Source organism: Microbacterium sp. NPDC077644, assembly GCF_040702785.1.
Lineage (GTDB): Bacteria > Actinomycetota > Actinomycetes > Actinomycetales > Microbacteriaceae > Microbacterium.
The window spans coordinates 98519-113371 of the sequence record NZ_JBFBME010000001.1 but is presented as its reverse complement, the minus strand read 5'-3'; the positions used below and the strand labels follow the sequence as shown (position 1 = coordinate 113371).

The window sequence follows — 14853 nt, the reverse complement described above, 5'->3', positions numbered from 1 at the left end:
TAGTTCTCCTGTGTCTCAATAAGAATTCGTTATCGGCCGGATCAGATCTCGTCGATCGAGGCGGACTCGAATCGGCTGGAGATGTTGATACCGAGCTCCTCGGCGGCGCGGAACGCCTCATCGTCGGTGTCGCGGAGGTTGACCGCCGTGCCATCGGCCGAGAGGACCTCGACGTTCAGGCAGAGCGACTGCATCTCCTTCATGAGCACCTTGAACGACTCGGGGATGCCGGGCTCCTGGATGTTCTCGCCCTTGACGATGGCCTCGTACACCTTGACGCGGCCGAGGATGTCGTCGGACTTGATCGTGAGGAGCTCCTGGAGCGCGTATGCCGCACCGTAGGCCTCGAGGGCCCACACCTCCATCTCACCGAAGCGCTGTCCACCGAACTGCGCCTTACCACCGAGCGGCTGCTGGGTGATCATCGAGTACGGACCGGTCGAACGGGCGTGGATCTTGTCGTCGACCAGGTGGTGCAGCTTCAGGATGTACATGTAGCCGACCGAGATCGGTGCCGGGAACGGCTCACCCGAGCGGCCATCGAACAGCTGGGTCTTGCCCGAGCGGTCGATGAGGCGGTCGCCGTCGCGGGTCGGCAGCGTCGAGTCGAGGAGACCGGCGATCTCCTGCTCCTCTGCGCCGTCGAACACGGGGGTGGCGACCTTCGTGCCGGGTGCTGCCTCGCGAGCGGCGTCGGGCAGGTGCACGGCCCACTCCGGGGTGCCCTCGACCTTCCAGCCCTGCTTGGCGATCCACCCGAGGTGGGTCTCCAGCACCTGGCCGAAGTTCATTCGACCCGGGATGCCGAGCGGGTTCAGGACGATGTCGACCGGAGTTCCGTCAGCGAGGAACGGCATGTCCTCGACCGGAAGGATCTTGGCGATGACGCCCTTGTTGCCGTGACGGCCGGCGAGCTTGTCGCCCTCGGTGATCTTGCGCTTCTGGGCGATGTAGACCACGACGCGGCGGTTGACGCCCGAGCCGAGCTCGTCGTCGCCCTCTTCGGCGTTGAACTCCTTGACGGCGATGATCGTGCCCTGCTCGCCGTGCGGAACCTTCAGCGAGGTGTCGCGGACCTCGCGGCTCTTCTCGTTGAAGATCGCGCGGAGCAGGCGCTCCTCGGCCGACAGCTCGGTCTCGCCCTTCGGCGTGACCTTGCCGACGAGGATGTCGCCAGGGCGGACCTCGGCGCCGATGCGGATGATGCCGCGCTCGTCGAGGTCCTTCAGCAGCTCAGGGCTGACGTTGGGGAGGTCACGGGTGATCTCCTCCTTGCCGAGCTTGGTGTCGCGGGCGTCGACCTCGTACTCCTCGATGTGGATCGAGGAGAGGGTGTCGTCCTTCACCAGGTCCTGGCTGAGGATGATCGCGTCCTCGAAGTTGTAGCCCTCCCACGTCATGAACGCGACGAGCAGGTTCTTGCCGAGCGCGAGCTCGCCGTTCTCGGTGGCGGGGCCGTCGGCGATGACCTCGCCGGCCTCGACGCGCTCACCGGCCGAGACGACGACCTTCTGGTTGTAGGACGTGCCCTGGTTCGAGCGGTCGAACTTGCGCAGGTGGTACTCCTGCGTGCCGCCCTCGTCGAGCTGCACGACCACGCGGTCTGCCGAGACCTCGGTGACGACACCGGCCTTGTCGGCGGTGAGCACGTCACCGGCGTCGATGGCCGCGTAGCCCTCCATACCGGTTCCGACCAGCGGCGAGTCGCTGCGCAGCAGCGGCACGGCCTGACGCTGCATGTTGGCGCCCATGAGCGCGCGCTGAGCGTCGTCGTGCTCGAGGAACGGCACGAGCGAGGTCGCGACCGAGACCATCTGGCGCGGCGAGACGTCCATGTAGCCGATCTCGGCGGGCTCGAACATGTCGACCTCGCCGCTGCCGCCCTTCGGGCGCGCAAGCACGTGGCTGTCGACGAAGCGCTTCTTCTCGTCGAGCGGCGCGTTGGCCTGCGCGATGTTGAAGTCGTTCTCCTCGGCGGCGGTCAGGTAGTCGATGTCATCGGTGACGACGCCGTCGACGACGCGACGGTACGGGGTCTCGATGAAGCCGAACGAGTTGATGCGCGCGAACGTCGCGAGCGAGCCGATCAGACCGATGTTCGGGCCTTCAGGCGTCTCGATGGGGCACATGCGGCCGTAGTGCGACGGGTGGACGTCGCGGACCTCGACGCCGGCGCGGTCGCGGGAGAGACCACCGGGGCCGAGGGCCGAGAGGCGGCGCTTGTGGGTCAGGCCCGCGAGCGGGTTGTTCTGATCCATGAACTGCGACAGCTGCGAGGTTCCGAAGAACTCCTTGATCGCGGCGACGACGGGGCGCACGTTGATCAGGGTCTGCGGCGTGATGGCCTCGATGTCCTGCGTGGTCATGCGCTCGCGGACGACGCGCTCCATGCGGGACAGACCCGTGCGGACCTGGTTCTGGATGAGCTCGCCGACGGCGCGGATACGACGGTTGCCGAAGTTGTCGATGTCGTCGGTCGCGATGCGGATCTCGGCCTTCTTGCCGCTGCGGAGGCCCTCGAAGGTCTCGTCGCCGCGGTGCAGGCGCACCAGGTACTTGATGGTCGCCACGATGTCCTCGACGGTGAGCACCGAGGAGTCGAGCGGCTGGTTCAGGCCCAGCTTCTGGTTGATCTTGTAGCGGCCGACCTTGGCGAGGTCGTAGCGCTTGGCGTTGAAGTAGAAGTTGTCCAGCAGCGCGCGGGCGGCCTCGGCGGCGACCTGCTCGCCCGGACGGAGCTTGCGGTAGATGTCGCGCAGCGCGTCTTCCTTGGTGAGGATGGTGTCCTTGGCCAGGGTCTCCTCGATGGAGGGGAAGCCGGCGAACTCGGCGAGGATCTCCTCACTGGTCATGCCGAGGGCCTTGAGGAACACGGTGACCGACTGCTTGCGCTTGCGGTCGATGCGGACCCCGACCTGGTCGCGCTTGTCGATCTCGAACTCGAGCCATGCACCGCGGCTCGGGATGACGCGGGCCGAGACGATGTCCTTGTCGGACGTCTTGTCGGGGGTCTTGTCGAAGTAGACGCCGGGCGAACGGACGAGCTGCGAGACGACGACGCGCTCGGTGCCGTTGATGATGAACGTGCCCTTGCTGGTCTGCAGCGGGAAGTCGCCCATGAAGACGGTCTGCGTCTTGATCTCACCGGTCTGGTGGTTCATGAACTCGGCCTCGACGTACAGCGGGGCGGCGTAGGTCTTGCCGCGCTCCTTGCATTCGTCGATCGAGTACTTCTCGGGCTCGAGGTACGGGTTCGTGAAGCTCAGCTGCATCGTCTCGCTGAGATCTTCGATCGGAGAGATCTCCTCGAAGATCTCCTCGAGACCGGAGACCTCGTTGACGTCCTTGAGGCCGGCCTTCTTGGCGTCGGCGACGCGTGCCTTCCACGTGTCGTTGCCGACGAGCCAATCGAAGGACTCGGTCTGCAGCGCGAGAAGGTCGGGGACCGTCAGCGTGTCGGAGATCTTGGCGAACGAGAGGCGGGATGCTCCGCGTCCGTTCTTGTTGGTGGTGGATGTGGATGCGTTGCGAGCAGCAGCCAAGGGAATAACCTCCGTGAGCCCCGCAGGGCTTCTCGATTCCTTTGTCGTCAGGTGGAGTGCGCGCTCACGATCTCAACTTCTGCCGACCACCATATGAGGGCAGGGAGAACGGAGGCGCAAGGATCAACTATACGTCGGATTTTCCGACATGGCAAGCGGAATCCTTGACCAATTCGGGATGCTGCGGCAAAAGCCCCAACCGTCGTGTTAGCGTCGACCAACCGCGGAGGAGATCGCCATGAGAATTCTGCTCGTCGGAGCATCCGGACTCATCGGGACCGCGGTCACCCACCGGGCGGACGGAGCCCACGACGTGCGTCGCCTGGTGCGTCGCGTACCGCGTTCCGACAGCGAGTACCGCTGGGATCCGGCCTCCGGAGTGCTCCCGCCGGAGGCGCTCGAATGGGCGGATGCCGTGATCAGCCTGTCCGGCGCAAGCCTGTCCCGCCTGCCCTGGACGAGCAGATACCGCGCCGAGATCAGACGCAGCCGCGTGCAGACCACGGAGGCGATCGCGCGGGGCATCGCCGCCGCCGCGTCCCCGCCCGCAGCCTGGGTGTCGGCCTCCGCTGTGGGTTTCTACGGCGACCGGCCCGCGGAGATCCTCACGGAGGAGTCCGCGGGCGGCACGGGCTTCCTCGCCGATGTCGTCGGCGAGTGGGAAGCGGCCACGGACGCTGCGCGTCCGCACACCCGCGTCGTGAACGCGCGCACCGGGCTCGTGCTCGCTGGAGCGCTGCGCCCTCTGCTCATCACGACGCGGCTCGGTCTGGGCGCTCAGGTCGGCGATGGCCGTCAGCACTGGCCGTGGATCGGACTGGACGACGAGGCCCGCGCTCTCCTGCACCTGGCAACCGACTCCGCGACGAGCGGACCTGTGAACCTCGTGGCTCCGACCCGGTCCACCGCCCGTGATGTCAGCCGTGCCCTCGCCCGGGGGATGCACCGGCCCCATCTGTTCGTCTTGCCGCGCTTCGTTCTGCGGGCAGCGCTCGGCCGGGCAGCGGACGAGCTCCTCCTCGCCGACCAGGCGGTGGAACCGCGGGTCCTGCTGACGGACGGCTTCACCTTCGAGCAGCCGACCATCGACGAGGGCGTCCGAGCCCTGTTGAGCGCCCGTCGCGCCGAAGCCTGAGGCCGCCAGCGGCTCTCAGCGCGCCAGGAGCAGGGCGCGAGCTGCCTCAGCGCCGAGACGGCTGGCCGCGCCGACCTCGATCGTGGGCACGGGCAGCGGATGCTGCGCGGCCAGGCCCACGTTGACGACCACCGTGTGCGGGTCGCGGGCAGCGGCGATCTCGACGAGCTCGCGCTGCTCGGCATCCACATCGGGACGGTCGATGAGAAGCACCAGGCGTCCGTCGGCAGCCGTCGCGGCATCCAGAGCGGCGCTCCGCTCGTCGTCCGAGGCACGGGCGACGTCGAGCCGCACGCGGAATCCGTCGCCGGCGAGTGCCTCGGCGACGTAGGCGGCGGCGCTGTCGACCGCGAGCGTGGAGCGGCGGCGGGCGTCGACGACGGCGAGGGCGGATGCCGCGGCGTCCGCGCCTGCGACGGCCAGGTCGCCCGTGACGTGCAGGGCGCGCCGGACGATCGAGGCGCCGTCGAACGCCGGCACCTCGGCAGGCGTCGCCTCCGCGAGCTGCGCGGCGAGCGCGCGAACGCGGTCACGGGCCTGCTCGACGCGTTCGCGGGCGAGCGTTCCGTCGCGCAGCGCCGCGACGACCGCGTCGCGGGCTGCGAGATAGTCCCGCTCGTCCTGATCGGATGCCGCGGCATCCCCGGGGTTGGTCGGATTGCCGATGCACAGCAGATCGGCGCCTGCGGCGAGCGCCTGCACCGCTCCCCCGCCGATGCCGACGGACTCGCGGATCGCTGCCATGTCGAGCGCATCGGTGATGATGACGCCGTCGAAGCCCATCTCGCGCAGCCGCCCCAGGACCGCAGGGTTCAGCGTCGCCGGCTGCCGACCCCACGCGGGGACGACGATGTGCGCGGTCATGATCGTGCGGACGCCGGCGGCGATCGCCGCGCGGAACGGCTCGAGATGCACGTCTTCGATCTCGGACGGATCGAGGGTGATCACGGGCAGCGCATGGTGCGAGTCGAGGTGGGTGTCGCCGTGGCCGGGGAAGTGCTTGACGCACGCGGCTGCGCCGCCGGCCTGCACTCCCCGCACGGCGGCGGCCACATGGCGCGAGACGAGCGCGGCATCTGAGCCGAAGGAACGGACGCCGATGACAGGATTGCGCGGATCGGTGTTGACGTCGGCGACGGGGCCGAGCACGACGTCGACACCGGCGGCACGCGCACGCCGAGCCAGCTCGCGGCCCGTCGCCTCGGTGGCATCCGGATCGTCGAGGGCCCCGAGCTGCGCTGCCCCCGGCAGCGTCGAGCCGGTCGCGACTTCGAGGCGGGTGACGCTGCCGCCCTCTTCGTCGATGCCGATCAGCGCGTGCGGGTTCGCGTCGTGGATCGCGGAGCTCAGCGACGCGATGTCGCCTGCGACGTTCTGCCCGAAGTACACGACGCCGGCGAGGTCGTCCTCGAGTGCCGCGTGCAGCCAGGCCGAAACGGTCGTGCCGAAGAACCCCGGCCACAGGACGCTGTTCGCGAGGCGGGTGAGGTCGTCCGTCATCCCTTCACGGCCCCCGAGGTCATGCCGCTGGCGAGACGCCCCTGCACGATCACGAAGAAGATCATGACCGGGATGGTGATGATCGTGGATGCGGCCATGATGCTGCCCCAGTCGTTGGAGTGCAGGCCGAAGAACGACTTCAGACCGATCGCGACGGTGTACTGGTCGGTCGCGCCGCCGAGCATCGTCATGGCGAAGATGAACTCGTTCCACGCGGTGATGAAGCTGAAGATGCTCGTGGCGACCAGGCCCGGCATGACCAGGGGCAGCAGCACCGAGCGGAACATCCGCCACCAGCTCGCGCCGTCGAGGTACGCGGCCTCCTCGAGCTCGACGGGAACGGCGGCGACGAAGCCGCGCAGCATCCAGATGCCGAACGCGAGCGAGAGCGCGATGTAGACGATCATCAGACCGATGATGCTGTTGAGCAGACCCAGGCTCTTCACCTGCAGGAACAGCGGGATCACGAGCGCCTCGAGCGGCACCATCTGCACCACGAGGATCATCATGAGGATCATGGTGCGGAACCGGAACTTGAACCGCGCGACGGCGACCGCGGCGAGCAGGCACACCAGGGCGCTGACGAGCACGGTGACCAGCGCCACGATGGCGGAGTTGCGCAGGTAGGTCCCGAACCCGCCCTCGTTGAAAACGAACGCGAAGTGATCGAGGGTGAACTCTTCGGGGATGAACGAGCGCCCGCCGCTGGAGGCGTTCGCGTCGAAGGCGCTGGAGACCATCCAGTACGCGGGGAACAGCGTGAACGCGAGCACGACGACGACGCCGATGCCGACGCCGAAGCGTGAGAGGACGGACTTCTTGGGGTTCACAGTTCGTCCTCCTTCATGAGCGAGCGGATGTACACGATCGTGATGCCGATCAGCACAAGTGTGAGCAGCACCGCGAGCGCGGCGCCGAAGCCGTAGCGGTTCTGGCCGAACGATTCGACGTACGACCAGACGCCGAGGTTGAGCACCGATCGGTTCGAGCCGGATCCGCCGGGCATGAGGTAGACCTGCGCGAAGACCTTGAAGTCCCAGATGGTCGACAGGATGATGACGACCGAGAAGACGGGGCGCAGGGTCGGGAAGACGATCTGCCAGAAACGGCGCCAGGCACCGGCGCCGTCCATCGCGGCGGCCTCGAGCATCTCCTTCGAGACGCCGAGAAGGCCCGCGAGCACGGTGATCGCGACGAACGGGAAGCCGTGGTGGACGACGTTGAGGAGCACGATCGCGTAGAACGACCACTGGTTCGTGAACCAGTTGACGGGCCCGTCGATGAGGCCGAGCCCCAGGAGCATGTCGTTGAAGATGCCGCGGTCGGCGTCGAAGATGAAGCTCCACACGTAGGTGCCGGTGACCGCGGGCATCGCCCAGGCGATCATGATGCAGCTGGAGACGATCAGCCGCCAGGTCTTGCCGAGGCGCTGCAGGAGCAGCGCGACGAGCGTGCCGACGGCGACCGTGGTGAACACGGCGACGGCTGCGAAGCCGACCGTGTTGGGAAGGACGATGGTCCAGAGGGTCTCGTCGGTCAGCGCCTCGATGTAGTTGCCGAAGCCGATCCAGTTGTTCTCGCCGGTGTTGATCTCGCGCAGGCCGTAGTCCTGCAGCGAGTAGATGAACACCTGCACGAGCGGCCAGAGCATGAGCCCGGCGAGGATGATGAGTCCGGGCGCGAGGAGCAGCCACGGCCGGCTCTTCGCGAGCAGGGTGAACCGATTGGATCGGCGGCCACCGGCCACGGAGGCGGGGGTGTCGTTCCCCGCCTCCGTGGGTGTCGGCAGCGGTGCGTGCACCGTCGACATCAAGAGATACTGCCTAACTTGTCGAAGCTGGAGCTACCAGTCTCACTGATTGAGCAGCTCGGTCATCTCGGCCGCGGCATCCTTCGTCGCGGTGGCGACATCCTTCTGCCCGCTGAGGATCGACTGCATCATGGCGTTGGTCGTCTTCTTCGCCTGGACGGCGCCGAAGTTCGGGGTGACGGGCACTGAGGCTCCGCCGTCGACCATCTGCTGAGCGAACGGCGCGACCAGCGGGTCGGTCGAGGCCAGCGCCTCTTCCATCGCCGAGGCGACACCCGGGAAGTAGCCGGTCTGCGAAGCCCACTTCTCGGCGAACTCGCCCGTGGTCATCATCTTGGTGAACTCCCACGCGAGGTCGGCGTTCTTCGTCGTGTTGAAGATCGACAGGTGCGAGCCGCCGAGCACGGAAGGTGCGATGCCGCCGTCCTTGCCGGGGATGACGGCTGCGCCGATCTTGCCCTCGAGGTCGGGGTTCGCCTCGACGAGTGAGCCGGGGGTCCACGAGCCCGAGAGCATCATGGCGACGTTGCCCTGCGAGAACGCGTCGCTGAGGTCGGTCTCCTTCCAGGTGGTCGCACCCGCGGAGGAGAAGCCGTGCTCGGTGGCGAGGTCGGTGTAGAACTGGATGCCCTCCTGCGACTCGGCGCTGTCGAGCTCGCTCGTCCAGGTGTCGCCGTCGAGCGTGGCGATCTCGCCACCGGCTCCCCAGACCCAGGGGTAGACCTGGAACTCGGCGTCGCCCGGCACCGGGAAGGCCATCATCTCGGGGTGGGCCTTCTTGATGGCCTCACCGGCGGTGACGATGTCGTCCCACGTCTTCGGAGCCTCGAGACCGAGCTCCTCGAAGATGTCGGTGCGGTAGACGAGCGCGCGCACACCGGCGTACCACGGCATGCCGTAGAGCTCCTCGTCGTAGGTTCCAGCGACCTCGAGACCCTCGACGAGGTCGTCGCGCAGGCCGTCCTCACCGTCGACGTACTCGTCGATCGGCAGCAGCGCACCCGCGTCGGCGAACTCGGCGGTCCAGGTCGTCCCGGTCTCGGCGACATCGGGGGTCGTGCCGCCGGCGATCGCGGTCACGAAGCGGTCGTGCGCATCGGCCCACTGGACCTCCTCGATCTCGACCTTGGCTCCGGTCTCCTCTTCGAAGGCCGCGGACACCTCGTCGTAGAACGCGGTCGCGTCGGGGTTGGTGCCCTTCATGATCCAGACGTTCAGGGTCTGCCCCTCGCCGTCCGTCCCACCGTCGCCCTCGCCGCCGCCTGCGGCGCAGCCGGCAAGGCCCAGCGAAGCCGTGACGCCCAGCGCCACGATCGAAAGAACCCGCTTCTTCATAAGCTGAATCTCCTCATTGAAAACTGCCCTCGGCCACGGCGGTCGCGGGCCGACTTGGAAAAAGTATTCACCACTAACAAACTCCCCGCAACCCGACTTCCCGATCGTCACAGAGCTGTAACACGGGGTGTGGCGGCGCACCGAAGTAGGCTCGGCAGCGTGGGACGCACACGCGCTCGGGACGCCGAGCATCCGACGGCACGCCTCGATCACGGCGGGATCGCGATGATCGTCCCCTCGGAGTTCACATCGGGCTTCGAACTCGTCGTCGACGGGACCCCGCAGTCGCACGTCGATCTGGCCGACCCGACGCACCTGCACTTCGAGTACATCGTCCGGATGGGCGCGGTCATCGATCAGCTGCCGGCCGGCCCGCTGACGGCCGTGCACCTGGGTGCCGGTGCGATGACGATCCCGCGCTACGTCGAGGCCACCCGCCCTGGATCGCGGCAGCAGGTGATCGAGCTCGAGGCTCCGCTGGCGGCCCTCGTCCGCGAGCATCTGCCGCTGCCCAAGGGCGCATCCATCCGGATGCGGATCGGTGACGCCCGCGCGGGCGTGGGGAAGCTGCCCGGCGCTCTGACCGGCGCCTGCGATCTCGTCGTCTCTGACGTGTACTCGGGCGCGCAGACTCCGGCGCATCTGACGAGCGCGGAGTTCTACCGCGAACTGTCGTCATTGCTCGGCCCGGCGGGCGTCCTGCTCGTGAACGTCGCGGACGGACCGGGTCTCGCATTCGCCAGACGCCAGGTCGCCACGATCGCGCACGTGCTGCCAGAGGTCGCCCTCCTCGCCGACACGCAGGTGCTCAAGGGCCGCCGGTTCGGCAACCTCGTGATCGCGGCATCCGCCGCTCCCCTGCCGACCGACTGGCTGCCGCGGATGCTGGCGGCCGGTCCCCATCCGGCGAAGATCGCGCAGGGCGCGGAGGTGCGGGCGTTCGCGCAGGATGCCCGGATCGTCACCGATGCGGATGCCGTGGCGTCCCCGAAGCCCGACGCATCGATCTTCCTGCGCTGAAAACGGCATCCGGGGCGCGCCGACCCCGACTCCCGCGAACTCGGATGCAGACTGAGGATGCTGCGAGAGGAGAGCACGTTGGGTTACATCAAGGGTTACGACTCCGAGACTCTTCGCGAGCAGGTCGATCAGGCCGAGTGCGCCGCCCGGCTCGCCGAGATCGAGGAGCAGCGGAGCCTGCCGGCCATGCTCGAGCGGGTCTGGCTGCTGAAGGTGCTGGACCGGCTGGACGAGGCGCTGTCGCTGTCGGACGAATCGGTGCGCGTGGCGCGGATGGCAGGCACCCGCAAGGACGTGCTGCGCTCCCGCGTGCTGCACGCGACGATCCTGCAGTACCGCGGCGCGCACGCCGCCGCAGAGCAGGAGCTCACGACCTGCGCCGCCGAGGCCGAGGGCCAGCGCTGGGCTGGGATCGCCGCGTTCGCGCACCAGAACCACGGACGCAACGCGTACGAGGCCGGCGACTTCGACCAGGCGCGCGAGAGTTTCAAGCAGGCGCTGTTCCTGCGCCGCGAGGCCGGCGCGTCCGACGAGGAGCTGGGGAGCGTGCTGCTGTCGATCGAGGCCGCTGAGCGCCGCCGCAGCGGCGAGCTCATCGCCGGCTGAGCCCGATGTCCGGGGCCTCATCTAGCGTGGATGCATGGCCGATCTGAACCGTGTGCGCGTCTGGGCCGACGCGCTCATCCGCATGCACCTCGACGCGTCCTGGTCGTTCGGGTTCGACAACGCCAAGCTCCGTGCCGGGCAGTGCGACTTCCGCAAGAAGCGGATCACGGTCTCGCGGTACCTCGCCGCCCGCTTCGAGGACGACGAGATCCACCAGGTGCTGCTGCACGAGGTCGCCCACGCCCTGGCCGGTCATCGCGCGGCGCACGGTCCGACGTGGCGGCGCACGGCGCGCGAGCTGGGGTACGTCGGCGGCACGACGCATCACGGCGAGACAGCCCACGAGCTCGCACCGTGGGTCGGCACCTGCCCGTCGGGTCATGTGACCTATCGCCACCGGCGCCCCGGCCGGCCGACGTCGTGCGCGAAGTGCTCGAAGACCTACGACCCGCGTTTCGAATTCGCCTGGCTGCGCCGTGAGATCACCCCCGCCGCGCGTCTCGCGGCCCGCACCCCGCGCTGACGCTCGGTCGCGTCAGGGTTCGAGGAGGGTCGCCAGCACGCGGAGGGTGTTCTCGAGTTCGATCGACGGCTCCAGCAGCCACTGGATCTGCAGTCCGTCGGATGCCGCGATGATGAGCGCGGCGATCTGCGTCGGGTCGACGTCGGCGCGTACCGTGCCCTGCTCCTGCTCGGCGCGCAATCGCGCGGCGAGGTCGAGCCTGAGGCGCTCGAAGCGTTCGGTGAAGTAGACCTTCCCCAGCTCGCTGCTGTTCTCCAGCGATGCGGCGACCAGGGTCGAGTAGAGCTTCACGAGGCCGGGAACGCTGACGTTCTCGCTCGCCGCATGCACCATGAGGTCGACGGCGGTGCGCCGGGCGTCGGCCTCGGCGTCCGCATCGGAGCCGACACCCTGGTGCGCGTACACCGCGATCAGCAGCTGTTCGCGGGAATCGAAGTAGTGCAGGAGCGCCGCGTGGGACACCCCGATCGCCGCGGCGATGCTGCGCAGCGACGTGCCGTCCGCGCCGCGCTCGCGGAACACGTCGATGGCCCGATCGAGGATCTCCGTCCTCCGGGCGACGCCCTTGGCATACGAGCCGCGCCGCCCGATCGAGGGGGGCGGCGCGTGCTGTTCGGATTCCACGCTGTCACTGTATCGCGAACACTCTGGAGTAAACCTCCATGTGGAGGTATTGTGTTCGTCATGACAGATCGCACCCCTTCCGCGCTGCCGGAGGCCTCCGTTCAGCTGTACTCCCTGGCGAGCGAGTTCTCTGCCGACATGCACGGCTCGCTCGAGCGCCTCGCGGCGATCGGGCTGAAGAACGTCGAGGCCTTCGACTTCGTCGGGCGCCCCACCGAGATCCGTGCAGCTCTGGATGCCACGGGCCTCGCCTCCCCGACCGGACACGCACCGCTGCTGTCCGACGAGCTGTGGACGCCGGACGGCTCCATCCCGACCCCCGCACCCGAGGTCGTCTTCGAGGCCGCGGCGGCCATCGGCATGACGACCGTGATCGACCCGTTCGTCGCGGCCGATCGCTGGCGCACCGAGGACGGCGTCGCCGACATCGCCGAGCGCCTGAACCGTGCGGCCGACACGGCTGCGACGTTCGGCCTGACCGTCGGCTACCACAATCACGCGCAGGAGTTCGTTGCATCGTTCGACGGCGTCACGGCCTACGAGCGGTTCCTGTCCCTCACCGACGAGCGGGTCGAGATCGAGCTCGACCTGTTCTGGGCGCTGACCGGCGGGCAGGACGTCCCCGGCCTCGTGCAGCGCCTGGGTTCGCGACTCGTCGCCGTGCATGTCAAGGACGGCGTCGTCCCCGCGAGCAACCCGTGGGCACCGGACGCGGATCCCTTCACCTCGGACAGCCTCGACCAGCGTCATCCCGGCACCGGAGACGTGCCGCTGACCGAGTCGCTGCGCGCCGGCACCGGCATCCGCTTCGCCGTCATCGAGTACGACCACGCGCCCGGAGACGTCTTCGACGACGTCGCCGCCGGCTACGCCTTCCTGCGCGACGGCGGGTTCATCGCATGACCGGTCCCGTGAACGTCGCCCTCATCGGGGCAGGCGTCATCAGCGACACGTATCTGCAGAACCTGACCTCGTTCCCCGACGTCCACGTCGTCGCGGTCGGCGATCTGCTCGTGGACCGCGCGCGGTCGCAGGCCGAGAAGTACGGCGTTCCGGCGTGGGGCACCGCGGACGACATCCTGGCGAACCCCGACGTTCAGGTCGTCGTCAACCTGACGATCCCGAGGGCGCACGTCGAGATCTCGTCGCGCGCGGTGCGGGCCGGCAAGCACGTCTGGACGGAGAAGCCTCTCGGGCTCGACCGCGAGAGCACCCGGCAGCTGCTCCGGGATGCCGAGGCCGCGGGCGTCCGCGTCGGATCGGCCCCCGACACGATCCTCGGGCCGGGCTTCCAGACCGCGAAGCGCGCGATCGCCGACGGCGTGATCGGCCGGCCGCTGTTCGCCCAGACGACGTTCCAGACGCAGGGGCCGGACCTCTGGCATCCGAGCCCCGCGTTCCTGTTCGCACACGGCGCGGGCCCCCTCCTCGACATGGGCCCGTACTACTTCTCGGCGCTCGTAAGCCTGTTCGGCACGATCGATCGTGTCGCGGCGGTCGGGTCGAAGGCCGCCGAAGAGCGGCGCATCCACACCGGCCCCGACGCCGGCACGACCTTCCCCGTCGAGGCGCCCTCGACGATGCAGGTGCTCACCGCTTTCGACGCGGGGCAGCATGCCCAGAGCACGCTGAGCTTCGACTCCGCGCTCGAACGGCACGGCGTCGTGGAGATCCACGGCACCGAGGGTTCGCTCGTGATCCCCGACCCGAACATGTTCGAGGGACGATCGGCGTACGTGAAGCCGCTCGGGATGCTGCGCGACGGCATGTCGACGGATCAGCCGTGGATCGAACTCGAGCAGACCGGCGTCGTCACCGGACGCGGTCTCGGCGTGCTCGACATGGTTCGCGCGATCGCAGAGGGCCGTCCGCATCGCGCGTCGGGAGCGCTGGGCTACCACGTCCTGGATACACTTCTCGCGGCCGAGGAGTCGGCGGCGAGCGGCGAGTTCGTGCGCGTCGAGAGCTCGGCTCCGACGGTCGAGCCGATGCCGACGGACTTCGACCCGTTCGTCGCGACGCTGTAGGCGCTCTTCCGGCTCAGACGAACGCGACGAACTCGTCGCCGTCGAGCACCGGCACCGCGTCGGTCGCGTCGACCTCGGCCGCAGCCTTCGGGTCGGTCGGGGTCAGCCCGGCCGCCTCCATCTTCGCGGTCGCCTGGACGCCCGCGACGATCTCCTTGGCGGATCCGGATGCGGTGAGCAGGTGCCTCAGCGCCCGGCGCAGTCCGCGGGCGGACTCGCATGCCGCTGCGGCCTCCGGCGAGGTGTGATCCGCGCCGAGATCGCTGAGTGCGGCGATGATGGTGCCCGCGCCGAGGAGGTCCTCGACGGCGAAGCGGAGGTCGCCGGCATCCGTCAGCTCCCCCGCCGCGATGACGGTCACCGAGGTTCGCTGCTGACGGCGGGTCTGGATCTCCAGCACCGCGCGTGCGGTCGCGGCGGCGTTGCGGAGCGAGCCGATCAGCACGGTCCCCTCCCCCGCGGCGGCCGCGACGGCGGCTCCGTTGCGCGACCATGCGCCGGCATCCGTGAACGACACGGTGCGGCCGGCGGCGACCGCATCCGTCACGGTCGACGAGAAGCGGAGCACGTCGACGACCACGACGACGTCGGCCGGAGCGAGGCGCTCGAGTCCCGCGACCCCCCACTCGAAACGGACCTGGTACGACGACTGATCGAACGGCTGCGGCATCCCCCCAGCCTATGGGCGGCGGGGGCCGCGAATGGCTGTCACCGTCATGATGTGACGACCA

13 protein-coding genes are annotated in these 14853 nt (G+C 68.6%); 6 read left to right on the top strand and 7 right to left on the bottom strand.

Annotated elements, in window-relative coordinates; genetic code table 11:
* Positions 1-41 precede the first annotated feature (41 nt).
* Positions 42-3542 carry a DNA-directed RNA polymerase subunit beta gene (locus tag AB0269_RS00585; RefSeq protein ID WP_366209256.1) on the bottom strand — a complete coding sequence of 1167 codons (3501 nt, stop codon included), beginning with the start codon at positions 3540-3542 and terminating at the stop codon, positions 42-44.
* A 238-nt stretch (positions 3543-3780) separates the two neighbouring features.
* On the opposite strand from AB0269_RS00585, the gene AB0269_RS00580 reads away from it, so the two are divergent.
* Positions 3781-4677: a TIGR01777 family oxidoreductase gene (locus tag AB0269_RS00580; RefSeq protein WP_366209255.1), complete on the top strand. Its 897-nt coding sequence runs from the start codon at positions 3781-3783 to the stop codon at positions 4675-4677.
* 15 nt (positions 4678-4692) lie between these two features.
* On the opposite strand, the gene AB0269_RS00575 is transcribed toward AB0269_RS00580, so the two are convergent.
* From AB0269_RS00575 to AB0269_RS00560, 4 genes are read right to left on the bottom strand one after another with little or no spacing between them, the layout of a single operon-like run.
* On the bottom strand, positions 4693-6177 hold the full coding sequence (locus AB0269_RS00575) for a glycoside hydrolase family 3 N-terminal domain-containing protein (RefSeq protein WP_366209254.1): 1485 nt from the start codon (positions 6175-6177) through the stop codon (positions 4693-4695).
* Complete coding sequence (locus tag AB0269_RS00570; RefSeq protein WP_366209253.1) at positions 6174-7007, bottom strand: carbohydrate ABC transporter permease; 834 nt, start codon at positions 7005-7007, stop codon at positions 6174-6176. The genes AB0269_RS00575 and AB0269_RS00570 overlap by 4 nt, the downstream gene beginning before the upstream one ends.
* Entirely contained in the window at positions 7004-7987 is a 984-nt protein-coding gene (locus tag AB0269_RS00565) for a sugar ABC transporter permease (protein ID WP_366209252.1), read from the bottom strand. Before AB0269_RS00565 ends, AB0269_RS00570 begins: the two co-directional genes overlap by 4 nt.
* A 42-nt stretch (positions 7988-8029) precedes the next feature.
* Entirely contained in the window at positions 8030-9322 is a 1293-nt protein-coding gene (locus AB0269_RS00560; RefSeq protein ID WP_227531115.1) for a sugar ABC transporter substrate-binding protein, read from the bottom strand.
* Positions 9323-9481: 159 nt separating this feature from the next.
* On the opposite strand from AB0269_RS00560, the gene AB0269_RS00555 reads away from it, so the two are divergent.
* The 3 genes from AB0269_RS00555 (at position 9482) to AB0269_RS00545 (ending at position 11471) form a co-directional block, all read left to right on the top strand.
* Positions 9482-10342 (top strand): fused MFS/spermidine synthase, encoded by an 861-nt coding sequence (locus AB0269_RS00555; RefSeq protein ID WP_366209251.1) that lies wholly within the window; start codon positions 9482-9484, stop codon positions 10340-10342.
* A 78-nt stretch (positions 10343-10420) separates the two neighbouring features.
* Positions 10421-10948, top strand: coding sequence for a hypothetical protein (locus AB0269_RS00550; protein ID WP_366209250.1), 528 nt, complete (start codon positions 10421-10423; stop codon positions 10946-10948).
* Positions 10949-10982: 34 nt separating this feature from the next.
* A complete protein-coding gene (locus AB0269_RS00545; RefSeq protein WP_366209249.1) occupies positions 10983-11471 on the top strand; it encodes a SprT-like domain-containing protein in 489 nt (162 codons plus the stop codon).
* A gap of 12 nt (positions 11472-11483) precedes the next feature.
* On the opposite strand, the gene AB0269_RS00540 is transcribed toward AB0269_RS00545, so the two are convergent.
* Positions 11484-12095 (bottom strand): TetR/AcrR family transcriptional regulator, encoded by a 612-nt coding sequence (locus tag AB0269_RS00540; protein WP_366209248.1) that lies wholly within the window; start codon positions 12093-12095, stop codon positions 11484-11486.
* Positions 12096-12155: 60 nt separating this feature from the next.
* Here AB0269_RS00540 and AB0269_RS00535 point away from each other — a divergent pair, with 60 nt between their 5' ends.
* Positions 12156-12998: a sugar phosphate isomerase/epimerase gene (locus AB0269_RS00535; RefSeq protein ID WP_366209247.1), complete on the top strand. Its 843-nt coding sequence runs from the start codon at positions 12156-12158 to the stop codon at positions 12996-12998.
* A complete protein-coding gene (locus AB0269_RS00530; protein ID WP_366209246.1) occupies positions 12995-14122 on the top strand; it encodes a Gfo/Idh/MocA family oxidoreductase in 1128 nt (375 codons plus the stop codon). Before AB0269_RS00535 ends, AB0269_RS00530 begins: the two co-directional genes overlap by 4 nt.
* Before the next feature lie 13 nt (positions 14123-14135).
* On the opposite strand, the gene AB0269_RS00525 is transcribed toward AB0269_RS00530, so the two are convergent.
* Positions 14136-14792 (bottom strand): 2-phosphosulfolactate phosphatase, encoded by a 657-nt coding sequence (locus AB0269_RS00525; RefSeq protein WP_366209245.1) that lies wholly within the window; start codon positions 14790-14792, stop codon positions 14136-14138.
* Positions 14793-14853: the final 61 nt, after the last annotated feature.